General features: G+C 60.5%; 11 protein-coding genes. 5 read left to right on the top strand and 6 right to left on the bottom strand.

The window, feature by feature from the left end; translation table 11 throughout:
- Positions 1–12: 12 nt before the first annotated feature.
- Positions 13–339, bottom strand: coding sequence for a YqcC family protein (locus tag J9788_RS22725; protein WP_182265794.1), 327 nt, complete (start codon positions 337–339; stop codon positions 13–15).
- A gap of 178 nt (positions 340–517) precedes the next feature.
- Here J9788_RS22725 and J9788_RS22720 point away from each other — a divergent pair, with 178 nt between their 5' ends.
- Positions 518–1,756 (top strand): MFS transporter, encoded by a 1,239-nt coding sequence (locus tag J9788_RS22720; protein WP_182265795.1) that lies wholly within the window; start codon positions 518–520, stop codon positions 1,754–1,756.
- Positions 1,757–2,365: 609 nt separating this feature from the next.
- Here the strand turns inward: J9788_RS22720 and syd are convergent.
- On the bottom strand, positions 2,366–2,914 hold the full coding sequence (gene syd / locus J9788_RS22715) for a SecY-interacting protein (protein WP_182265796.1): 549 nt from the start codon (positions 2,912–2,914) through the stop codon (positions 2,366–2,368).
- 63 nt (positions 2,915–2,977) lie between these two features.
- Here syd and queF point away from each other — a divergent pair, with 63 nt between their 5' ends.
- From queF to xni, 3 genes are all read left to right on the top strand, one after another.
- Entirely contained in the window at positions 2,978–3,823 is an 846-nt protein-coding gene (gene queF, locus J9788_RS22710) for an NADPH-dependent 7-cyano-7-deazaguanine reductase QueF (RefSeq protein ID WP_182265797.1), read from the top strand.
- Between the two features lie 192 nt (positions 3,824–4,015).
- Positions 4,016–5,380 carry a nucleotide 5'-monophosphate nucleosidase PpnN gene (ppnN, locus tag J9788_RS22705; RefSeq protein ID WP_019455737.1) on the top strand — a complete coding sequence of 455 codons (1,365 nt, stop codon included), beginning with the start codon at positions 4,016–4,018 and terminating at the stop codon, positions 5,378–5,380.
- 54 nt (positions 5,381–5,434) lie between these two features.
- On the top strand, positions 5,435–6,193 hold the full coding sequence (gene xni / locus J9788_RS22700; RefSeq protein ID WP_046899057.1) for a flap endonuclease Xni: 759 nt from the start codon (positions 5,435–5,437) through the stop codon (positions 6,191–6,193).
- Between the two features lie 39 nt (positions 6,194–6,232).
- Here xni and rlmM read toward each other — a convergent pair whose 3' ends face one another.
- From rlmM to J9788_RS22680, 4 genes are all read right to left on the bottom strand, one after another.
- Positions 6,233–7,336 carry a 23S rRNA (cytidine(2498)-2'-O)-methyltransferase RlmM gene (rlmM, locus tag J9788_RS22695; protein ID WP_015378905.1) on the bottom strand — a complete coding sequence of 368 codons (1,104 nt, stop codon included), beginning with the start codon at positions 7,334–7,336 and terminating at the stop codon, positions 6,233–6,235.
- Complete coding sequence (locus J9788_RS22690; protein ID WP_004931896.1) at positions 7,329–7,724, bottom strand: DUF423 domain-containing protein; 396 nt, start codon at positions 7,722–7,724, stop codon at positions 7,329–7,331. The genes rlmM and J9788_RS22690 overlap by 8 nt, the downstream gene beginning before the upstream one ends.
- 51 nt (positions 7,725–7,775) lie before the next feature.
- Entirely contained in the window at positions 7,776–8,693 is a 918-nt protein-coding gene (locus J9788_RS22685; RefSeq protein ID WP_004931894.1) for a transcriptional regulator GcvA, read from the bottom strand.
- A gap of 386 nt (positions 8,694–9,079) precedes the next feature.
- Positions 9,080–9,304: a YgdI/YgdR family lipoprotein gene (locus tag J9788_RS22680; protein ID WP_025304050.1), complete on the bottom strand. Its 225-nt coding sequence runs from the start codon at positions 9,302–9,304 to the stop codon at positions 9,080–9,082.
- Between the two features lie 196 nt (positions 9,305–9,500).
- On the opposite strand from J9788_RS22680, the gene csdA reads away from it, so the two are divergent.
- Positions 9,501–10,706, top strand: a complete 1,206-nt coding sequence (gene csdA, locus J9788_RS22675) for a cysteine desulfurase CsdA (protein ID WP_046899055.1) — start codon at positions 9,501–9,503, stop codon at positions 10,704–10,706.
- Positions 10,707–10,718 lie beyond the last annotated feature (12 nt).

The following is a 10,718-nucleotide window of genomic DNA, read 5'->3' as shown; positions in this document are numbered from 1 at the left end:
GCCGCCGGCGAATTACGACTCTTTATTCAACATCAAATCCAACTGCTGCAGCAGCACCAACAGCGGCAGGCTGCTCGGCTCACGCTCCTTCAACGCCTCCTCGAAGTAAGGCGTGATGGCAAAACGCGTCGGCAGCGGCGCTTCGGCGTCCAACAGCGCATACATGCGCGGCAGAAACACCCACTGCAGCCAAGCCTCGGCCGACATGCTGTCGATGCAGAACGGCTCGGTGCTGGAGAAAGCCTCAGGCTCGGGCGGCGCGGCCTGCCACAAGGCCAAATCGCGCATGGATTGTTCAATCGCCTGCAAACTGCGGCGAACCTGATTATGTATACTCATCTGCATTCCCGATCTCTTTTCATCATGATATTCAGCTCGCTGGCTGAAAGGCGGCAAAGCATAGCATTTTTATAGCCCAAATTTGGCGAGCCCGAGACCGGCTGCCGTTTTTATCTGGTGGCGTGCGCCGCCGCGCGGCACAATAGGCCCACCGAATTCACCACACAGATAAAGATTCATGTCCGTAATAACAGAGAAAAAAAATCACGCGACGCCCGGTAAGGCCATGCTGGCCTCGGTCACCGGTTACGCCATGGACGGGTTTGACCTGCTGATCCTCGGCTTTATGCTGCCGGCCATCAGCATCGAATTAGGATTAACCTCATCGGCCGCCGGCTCGCTGGTCACCTGGACGCTGATCGGCGCGGTGCTGGGCGGCGTGATCTTCGGCCATCTCAGCGATCGCTTCGGCCGCATCCGGGTGCTGACTATCACCATCCTGATGTTTTCCCTGTTCACCGGCCTGTGCGCCGTGGCGCAAGGCTATTGGGACCTGCTGGCCTATCGCACGCTGGCGGGCATCGGGCTGGGCGGCGAGTTCGGCATCGGCATGGCGCTGATCGCCGAAGCCTGGCCGGCGGAGAAACGCAACCGCGCTTCGGCTTACGTCGGCATGGGCTGGCAGTTGGGGGTGCTGGCGGCCGCTTTCCTGACGCCGTTGCTGCTGGAACATATCGGCTGGCGCGGCATGTTCCTGGTCGGCCTGCTGCCGGCGCTGGCGTCATTCCTGATCCGCCGCACGCTGGGCGAACCGGAGGAATTCGTGCGGCAGAAAGACGCCGGGCAGCCGCTCACCTTCCTTCAGCGTTTGCGCCTGCTGTTTAAGGATCGCGCCACCAGCAAGGCCAGCATCGGCATCTTCATTCTCTGTTCGGTGCAGAACTTCGGTTACTACGGGCTGATGATCTGGATGCCGACTTATCTGGCGAAAAACTTCGGCTTCTCGCTCACCAAGTCCGGCCTGTGGACGGCGGTGACGGTGGTCGGCATGACGTTCGGCATCTGGCTGTTCGGCGTCCTGGCCGACCGCTTCGCCCGCTGGAAGATTTTCGTGCTGTATCAGATTGGCGCGGTGGTGATGGTGATCGGCTACACCCAGTTGAGCGATCCGATGCTGATGCTGTTCGCCGGCGCAGTGATGGGCATGTTCGTCAACGGCATGATCGGCGGTTACGGCGCGTTGATTTCCGATACCTACCCAGTGCAAGCGCGCGCCACCGCGCAAAACATCCTGTTCAATCTGGGACGCGGCGTCGGCGGCCTGGGGCCATTGGTGATCGGCGCGCTGGTGACGCAGGTGTCGTTTACCGCCGCCATCAGCCTGTTGGCGGCGATTTACCTGCTGGATATCTACGCCACGCTGTTCCTGCTGCCGAAAAAACAGGGCGCAGGCGATACGCTGGGCGCGATTGGTTAACGCGGAAGAAGGATTGAGACGGGGCGCACGCGCGGCGGGATAGAACAAAAAGTTGGGGGCACTGCGTTAACAGTGCCCCCGGTTCGTTTTATAGCCATCCCGCTACACAGCATGCTCCCTGCTCAATCCTTGAAAACTTTTCCTGCGGCCATCCTGACCAAGTGGTCCTTGCATCATCCTGCAGCATCGTCCTGACGCGGTTCCTCAGCCTTCCTGACCCGCCGACAGTCCTGCGCCGGCTCTCAATCTCCGTCCTGGAGGTGTCCTTGGTTTCAATCCTGAAACATCCTGGGCATCTCCTGACGCCATCCCTCGCTCTTGCCTGAGCGCATCCCTTTCTTCTTCCTGAAGCTGCATCATCCTGATGCTTTCCTGCTCCGCCGGGTCCGTGCCGGTAATGATAAGATCGCTCAAATTTCCCGGAATCACAAGGGTTTGAGAGGTGTCTCACACTAAATTAAGACTAAGAGTTATCCTAAAGAAATTCTAACCAATTGATCTGGATAACAATAATCTCATGGTCCAAAGAGAGGTGAAAAAAATTAAGAGCGATCTCTCACAGCCCGTGTGAGAGATCTCTCACACGACCGACGGCGAATCCGCCACGCTTCAGTCCAGCACTGGGCGCAGCGCATCGAGGAAATTCCCCAGCGTCGCCGCCAACAAGGTGCGCTTATCGCTGCCGAACTGCTCCAGCACCACGTTGCCGCTGACGTTGCACAACGACACCATCGTCATCTCGGATTCGGTGGTCGCCAGGAAGAGGGTCGGTGACAATTTGAGGCGCTTTTGCGTCACCAGATGGCCGATCAGATTCTCCTGCAGGCGGATGAAATCCCCTTCGCTCCATACCTGCAGCAGGCTCAGGCGATGCTCCCCAAATTGCGCGCTCATGTCACCGGCGTATTGCTGCGTGTAGAAACGGTGCGCATCCGGCTGCAAACGCAGCTCCAGCGCGGCTTCTACCTTCTCCAGCGTCGCCGCCGGCTCGAAAGGCTGCGGCAACCACAGCACCTCGTCCTCGCGATTCTCCACGATGCAGGGCGACGGCACGCCGTACAGCGCCTCGCTGGCCGGCGCGTGGCCGCGCGCTTGCTGCCACAACTCGACATAGCGTTGAGTGAATTCACGCAGAGCGTGCGATACATCATGGTCCATATTCTTTCTCGCATACGTTAAACTGACGGCCATTGTACCTATCTCTGACCGAGGTGACAGCAGATGTCCTCCTATCAAGACCACCAGGCCCTGTCAGGGCTGACGCTGGGCAAACCCACCGCCTACCGCGATCGCTACGATGCCGCGCTGCTGCAGGCGGTGCCGCGCAGCATGAACCGCGAGCCGCTGGGGCTGTATCCCGACAACCTGCCCTTCCACGGCGCGGACATCTGGACGCTGTACGAACTCTCCTGGCTGAACGCCAACGGGCTGCCGCAGGTGGCGGTCGGCGAGATCAGCCTCAACGCCGACAGCCTGAACCTGATCGAATCGAAAAGCTTCAAACTGTATCTCAACAGCTTCAACCAAACCCCGTTCGCCGATTGGGAAACGGTGCGCAGCACCCTGCAGCGCGATCTGTCTGCCTGTGCCCAGGGCGAGGTAAGCGTCACCCTGTTCAGCGTCGAGCAGCTGGAAGGCACGCCGATCGCTCGTCTGGCCGGCGACTGCATCGACCAGCAGGATATCCGCATCGACAATTATGAGTTCAACGCCGACTACCTGCTGAACGCCGCCGGTGAAGAGGTAGTGGAAGAGCAATTGGTCAGCCACCTGCTGAAGTCCAACTGCCTGATCACCCATCAACCGGACTGGGGCTCGGTGCAGATAAGCTACCGCGGCGGCAAGATCGATCGCGAAGCGCTGCTGCGCTACCTGGTCTCCTTCCGCCAGCACAACGAATTCCACGAGCAGTGCGTCGAGCGCATCTTCAACGATCTGATGCGCTACTGCCGGCCGCAAAGCCTGACGATTTACGCCCGCTACACCCGCCGCGGCGGGCTGGACATCAACCCGTGGCGCAGCAACGTCGCGTTCGCTCCCGAGCACGGTCGCCTGGCGCGCCAATAAGTGCGAAACATTGCTCAACAACTGAGCTAACGAGCGGTTTGTGTTGGTAAAAGCGCAGGGACGGCGGTAAGGTTAAAACGAGGCTGCGGCCGGGCAGAGCGCCCGCTTCGCCGCAGCACGCCAACCATAACGAGATGCTGTTTTGCTGCGTATGGATTACTACCGCCCCGCACCGGGTGCAAAGGAGTTACCTTGATTACACACATCAGCCCGCTTGGCTCTATGGATTTATTGTCGCAGCTGGAAGTAGACATGCTGAAACGCACCGCCAGCAGCGACCTGTACCGCCTGTTTCGCAACTGTTCGCTGGCCGTGTTGAACTCCGGCAGCCAAACCGACAACAGCAAACAGCTGCTGTCGCGCTATGAAACCTTCGACATCAATGTGCTGCGCCGCGAGCGTGGCGTGAAGCTGGAGCTGGTCAATCCGCCGGAAGAAGCGTTCGTCGACGGCCGCATCATCCGTTCACTGCAGGCCAACCTGTTCGCCGTGCTGCGCGACATTCTGTTCGTGCACGGCCAAATCGCCAGCGCCGGCCGTTTCCAGCACCTGAACCTGGAAAACTCGGCCCACATCACCAACCTGGTGTTCTCGATCCTGCGCAATGCGCGCACGCTGCATCTGGATGAGGATCCCAACATGGTGGTGTGCTGGGGCGGGCACTCGATCAACGAGAACGAATATCTGTACGCGCGCAAGGTCGGCAGCCAGCTGGGCCTGCGCGAGTTGAACATCTGCACCGGCTGCGGGCCGGGCGCCATGGAAGCGCCGATGAAAGGCGCGGCGGTCGGTCACGCGCAGCAACGTTACCGCAACAGCCGCTTCATCGGCATGACCGAACCGTCAATCATCGCCGCCGAGCCGCCTAACCCGCTGGTGAACGAGCTGGTGATCATGCCGGACATCGAAAAACGTCTGGAAGCGTTCGTGCGCATCGCGCACGGCATCATCATCTTCCCGGGCGGCGTCGGCACCGCCGAAGAGCTGCTGTACCTGCTGGGTATCCTGATGAACCCGGAGAACAGCGAGCAGGTGCTGCCGCTGATCCTGACCGGGCCAAAAGAGAGCGCCGACTACTTCCGCGTGCTGGACGAGTTCATCATGAACACGCTGGGCGACGCCGCGCGCCGTCACTACACCATCATCATCGACGATCCGGCGGAAGTGGCACGGCAGATGAAAAAAGCCATGCCGCTGGTGAAGGAAAACCGCCGCAACACCGGCGACGCCTACAGCTTCAACTGGTCGATCCGCATCGCGCCGGATCTGCAGCTGCCGTTCGAGCCGACCCACGAGAACATGGCGAACCTCAATCTGTATCCGAACCAGCCGCCGGAGCAATTGGCCGCCGCGCTGCGCCGCGCCTTCTCCGGCATCGTGGCCGGCAACGTGAAGGAAAACGGCATCCACGCCATTGAGCAGTTCGGCCCGTACAAGCTGCACGGCGAACCGCAGATGATGAAGCAGATGGACAGCCTGCTGCAGGGCTTTGTCGCCCAGCACCGCATGAAGCTGCCGGGCAGCGCCTATGTGCCCTGCTACGAAATCGTCGCCTGATCCTCAATCCTGGGCGGCGTAACGGCCGCCCTGTTTTTTCTGACCTTACCGCCCATGATGATACACCTACTGATTGTCGACGCCCTGAACCTCATCCGCCGCATTCACGCCGTACAGGGCTCCCCTTGCGTCAACGCCTGCCGCCACGCGCTGCAGCAGTTGCTTCAGCACAGCCGCCCGACCCACGCGGTGGCGGTATTTGACGAGGACGACCGCAGCGAAAGCTGGCGCCACAAAATTCTGCCGGACTACAAGGCCGGGCGTTCGCCGATGCCGGAAAACCTGCAGCAGGAGATGCCGCAGCTGCGTGAGGCCTTCGCCGAACTGGGCGTCGCCAGCTGGCATTCGCCCGGCAACGAGGCAGACGATCTGGCGGCCACGCTGGCAGCGAAGGTCGCCGGCGGCGGCCACCAGGTGACCATCGTTTCCACCGACAAAGGCTATTGCCAACTGCTGGCGCCGAACGTACAGATCCGCGATTACTTCCAGAAACGCTGGTTGGATATGCCTTTCGTGCAGCAGGAATTCGGCGTGCAGCCGCAGCAACTGCCGGACTACTGGGGGCTGGCGGGGATCGGCAGCAGCAAGATCCCCGGCGTGGCCGGCATCGGGCCGAAAACCGCCGTGCTGCTGTTGCAGCAGTCGGGCAGTCTGGACGGGATCTATCAGCACCTGGAGCAGGTGCCGGAAAAATGGCGCGGCAAACTGGAACAGCACCGCGAGCTGGCCTACGTCAGCAAACGGGTCGCCACGCTGCGCACCGATCTGTCGCTGGACGGCAACCTGCAGCAGCTGCGCCTGCCGATACAATAAGGGCGCTGCAAGCAGCGCCCTTCATCAGGTTTAACGCGGTTAATCGCGCTCGTCGCGGCGGCCCGGCACCGCCGACCACATGCGGCGCACGTGCACGGTGATCTCTTCACGATCGTGATACAGCTGCTTGGCGTGCACTTCAGCGCTGATGCCGGCGGCGCTCAACGCTTCGCGGATGTTCATCAGGTTTTGCGACACTTCCTCATAGCGCTTTTTCATCGGCAGTTTGAGGTTAAAGATCGCTTCGCGGCACCAGCCTTTCACCAGCCACTGAATCATCAGGCTGGTCACCTTCGCCGGTTTTTCCACCATGTCGCACACCAACCAATAGATCTTGCTGCTGTTCGGCTCGAACTTGAAGCCGTCGGCGCGGTGATGCGTTACCTGGCCGGTTTCCATCAGGCTCGGCGCCATCGGGCCGTTATCCACCGAATGCACCATCATGCTGCGCTTCACCAACTGATAGGTCCAGCCGCCCGGGCAGGCCCCCAGATCGACCGCATGCATGCCGCTGGCCAGGCGCTCGTCCCACTCGTCGGCGGGGATGAACACATGGAACGCCTCTTCCAGCTTCAGCGTCGAACGGCTCGGCGCATCGGCCGGGAAACGCAGACGCGGAATGCCCATATAGAACGGTGAGTTGTTGTTGCTGTAGGAGTAACCGACGTAACAGCAGCCCGGCGCGATGAAGAACACGTGCACCACCGGGCGAGTCGGGTTCTCCCGCGCCATCAGCACCTTCTGCTCACGCATCGCGGCGCGCAGCGGCACCGTCAGCTTGCGGCAGAATTTCATCAGCTCTTTGCTTTCGTTGGTGTCCGGCACTTCCACCCGCAGCTCGCCGCCGCGATCAACCACGCCGATCAGCATGCCGACGATCGGCGATACCCGATCTTCCGGCGGCAGATCGCGCAACAGCTCCCCCACCACGATCATCTGGCGGGCGAAAATCAGTTCGCGGAACGGAATTTCCCGTGCCAGACGGTCGGCATCGTCCGGCTGATAGCATTCGAACAACACGTAACCGCTGTGCTCTTTTACCCGCGCAAAGCCGTAAATCTCCAGCTGGGCGGCTTTATCGGTGATCTCCGCCGCACACTCTTTTTCGAAGCCGGGACGGCAGTACAACGCAATCTTATTCATGGCGCTCGGCCTTTTTCCTCAGACGCAAAGCGCCAATCAACATCAATATCCAGCCGATCAAGAAGCACACGCCGCCAACCGGCGTGATATATACCCAGACCTTCAGGTGCGACAGCGCCAGGCAATAGAGGCTGCCGCTGAACAACACGGTGCCGAACGCCAACAGCGCTCCGCTCCAGTAAAACCACAGGCTTACGCGGCGCTGCATCGCGACCGCCAGCGCCAGGATAGCCAGGGTGTGGAACCCCTGATATTCCAGCCCGGTGCGGATCCAGGCCATTTCGTTGGCGCCCAGCGTGCCGCTTAACACATGCGCGCCGAATGCGCCCAGCGCGACAAACACAAAGCCGCTGATAGCGGCGAAAACCAGCATGGAACGGCTGCTCATGGTGATCTATCCCATTAAAAATCACCGGCCGCGGCAAGGCGGCGGCCGGCCTTATTGTTCGTAACGGAAGCGGAACTTCTCTTGTTCGCTGGCGGCGCGCGCCAGGATCCACTGCCGGAAGGCGGCTATTTTACCCAGTTCTGCCTGGCTGTCATGACATACCAGATAAAAAGCGTTTTTACTGACCAACACATCGTTGAACGGGCACACCAGGCGACCGGCTTCGATCTCGGTTTGCGCCATCACGTTGTTCACCAGCGCCACGCCCTGGCCGTGCACCGCCGCCTGCACCACCATGGCGCTGTGGCTGAAGATTGGCCCCTGCTGCACGTTGATGTGCTGCAACCCCAGCTGGCGCGTATAGGCCAGCCAGTCACGGCGTGAAACGTCATGCAGCAACGTATGATAAGCCAGATCGTCTGCGGTTTTCAGCGGATGATCGCCGGTCAGCAGGCTCGGCGAACAAACCGGCAGCAGATATTCCGCATACAGGCGCTCGGCGCGCAGCCCCGGCCAATTGCCGCGGCCGTAGAAAATCGCCACATCGACGTCGTCCGCCAGCTTGTCTTCTTCGCGGTCCACCGCCTGGATGCGCACATCGATCCCCGGATAAGCTGAGTTAAAGCCGGACAGACGCGGCACCAGCCACTGAATGGCGAAGCTCGGCGGCAGACTGACGGTCAATGCCCCCTTGGCGCTGCGCGCCTGCAGCTTGCGCGTCGCCTCGTTGATCGAAGAGAAGATCTCCTTGATATCGAGGTAGTAACTTTGCCCCTCTTCGGTCAGCAGCAGCGAGCGGTTGCGCCGACGAAACAGCTTCAGCCCGAGGAAGTCCTCCAGCGACTTGATCTGGTGGCTCACCGCGGCCTGAGTCACGAACAGCTCTTCCGCCGCCTTGGTGAAACTCAGGTGGCGAGCGGCCGCATCGAACACGCGCAGCGCATTGAGGGGAGGTAAGCGTTTAGACATTAAATTAGCTACTTTTGTGTAACATTAATCCGAATGATTCGGCGCCGAAAATCGGGCGGCTTTGCGTGGCAAGCCATCGGTAAACGCTAACGGCGCATTGCCATTAGTTTTTTTAATCCGAGCCATTATAATTTGTCCGTTGAGGATGCGCCAGCAAATACCTATAGTGGCGGCACTTCCCGGGCCGGAACGAAAAGGGAGTGGGTGTCGAGGACGCCGATGAACTTTTGGCTTGTGGTTGTGATGTTGTGTTTGCAAATTGTCCGGCGATTCCGGACATGGTAGCTAGGCTACTGTTTTTTCACTTCCTGTACATTTACCCTGTCTGTCCATAGTGATTTTATGCAGCACCGCAAAACTTGCGGTGCTTTTTTTTTGCCTGACGGTTACTGGTTGCTTTCAACCATCTCTTTCACATCGGCGCGGTTGATCTGCTGTTCGACGCCGTTGGCGTCTTTATAGCTGATCATGCCGGTATCGTTGTCCACTTTAGGCTTGCCGTCAGCGACAATGGTGCGTCCGTCATTGGTATGCATCACGTAGTTGCTGGAACAGGCGGCCAGGGTGAACGTAAGCATCAGGGCAGAGAGAACTGCGGCTGTTTTCTTCATTGAGGACTCCTTTGTAGTTTTAAATGCTAATAAATACCTTTTATTTGTATAGATGCGATTAATTAACGCACGTTTAATAGCATAACAAACTTTCCCAATTTTGCCAGGCGATAAGTCCTAATCGGCGGGATCGCTTGTCTCCGACGGCAAAATAGGACAGGATCAACCATCGACTCAAGCCAGTGACAATCAGGGTATGACGCCTTTTAACCCCAGCCTTTTTCGCCAACAGTTTCCCGCGCTCGCGCAGGACGGCATCTATCTGGACAGCGCCGCCACCGCGTTGAAACCGCAAGCGGTGATCGACGCCACGCTGCAGTTTTATCGCGACGACGCCGCCACCGTGCACCGCAGCCAGCATCGGGCTGCGCAGGATCTGACCGCCCGTTTCGAGCAGGCGCGCGGCCAGGTCGCGCAACTGATCCATGCGCCGTCGGCCGACGACATCGTCTGGACGCGCGGCACCACCGAGGCGATCAACCTGGTGGCGCAGAGCTACCTGCGCCCGCGTCTGCAGCCGGGGGATGAGATTCTGGTGAGCGAAGCGGAACACCACGCCAACCTGATCCCCTGGCTGATGGTGGCGGATCAAACCGGCGCGCGGGTAGTGAAACTGCCGATCGGCGCCGACCGGCTGCCGGACCTGGCGCAGCTGCCCGCCCTGCTCAACGATAGAACCCGCCTGTTGGCGCTGGGGCAAATGTCCAACGTCACCGGCGGCTGCCCGGATCTGGCGCCGGCGATCGCGCTGGCCCATGCCGCCGGCGCGCGCGTGATGATCGACGGCGCACAGGGCGTGGTTCACGATCCGGCCGACGTACAGCGGCTCGATATCGATTTCTACGCCTTCTCCGGCCATAAACTGTATGGCCCGACCGGCATCGGCGCACTGTACGGCAAAGCCGAGCTGCTGGCGCAGATGGCGCCGTGGCAAGGAGGGGGAAAGATGCTGACCCAGGCGTCGTTCGACGGTTTTATCCCGCAAAAACCGCCGCACTGCTTCGAGGCCGGCACGCCGAACATCGCCGGCGTGCTGGGGTTGGCCGCCGCGCTCGCCTGGCTTCGCGAACAGGACATGGCGGCGGCGGAGCGCTACAGCCGCGAGCTGGCGGATCGGGCGGAACAGCGGTTGGCGCAGCTGCCGGGCTTTCGCAGCTTCCGCAGTTCCGGTTCCAGCCTGCTGGCGTTCGACATCGCCGGCGTACACCACAGCGACATCATCACACTGCTGGCCGAGCAAGGCATTGCGCTGCGCGCCGGCCAGCACTGCGCGCAGCCGCTGATGGCGGCGTTAGGCGTCAGCGGCACGCTGCGCGCGTCGTTCGCCCCCTACAATACCCAACAGGACGTCGATACGCTGGTCAGCGCGTTGACCCACGCCCTCGATCTGCTGGCCGACTGACTTGATTCCCGG

Origin of the sequence: Serratia sp. X10 (assembly GCF_017811775.1) — a bacterium.
Taxonomy (GTDB): Bacteria; Pseudomonadota; Gammaproteobacteria; order Enterobacterales; family Enterobacteriaceae; genus Serratia; species Serratia ureilytica.
This window is presented reverse-complemented; position numbering and strand designations above follow the sequence as displayed.

Bases quoted from the DNA above. Each gene is read 5' to 3' on its own strand.
- J9788_RS22725 (WP_182265794.1), bottom strand. From the start codon at position 339: ATGAGTATACATAATCAGGTTCGCCGCAGTTTGCAGGCGATTGAACAA.
- csdA (WP_046899055.1), top strand. From the start codon at position 9,501: ATGACGCCTTTTAACCCCAGCCTTTTTCGCCAACAGTTTCCCGCGCTC.
- syd (WP_182265796.1), bottom strand. From the start codon at position 2,914: ATGGACCATGATGTATCGCACGCTCTGCGTGAATTCACTCAACGCTAT.
- rlmM (WP_015378905.1), bottom strand. From the start codon at position 7,336: ATGAATAAGATTGCGTTGTACTGCCGTCCCGGCTTCGAAAAAGAGTGT.
- J9788_RS22690 (WP_004931896.1), bottom strand. From the start codon at position 7,724: ATGAGCAGCCGTTCCATGCTGGTTTTCGCCGCTATCAGCGGCTTTGTG.
- J9788_RS22685 (WP_004931894.1), bottom strand. From the start codon at position 8,693: ATGTCTAAACGCTTACCTCCCCTCAATGCGCTGCGCGTGTTCGATGCG.
- J9788_RS22680 (WP_025304050.1), bottom strand. From the start codon at position 9,304: ATGAAGAAAACAGCCGCAGTTCTCTCTGCCCTGATGCTTACGTTCACC.
- J9788_RS22720 (WP_182265795.1), top strand. From the start codon at position 518: ATGTCCGTAATAACAGAGAAAAAAAATCACGCGACGCCCGGTAAGGCC.
- xni (WP_046899057.1), top strand. From the start codon at position 5,435: ATGATGATACACCTACTGATTGTCGACGCCCTGAACCTCATCCGCCGC.
- queF (WP_182265797.1), top strand. From the start codon at position 2,978: ATGTCCTCCTATCAAGACCACCAGGCCCTGTCAGGGCTGACGCTGGGC.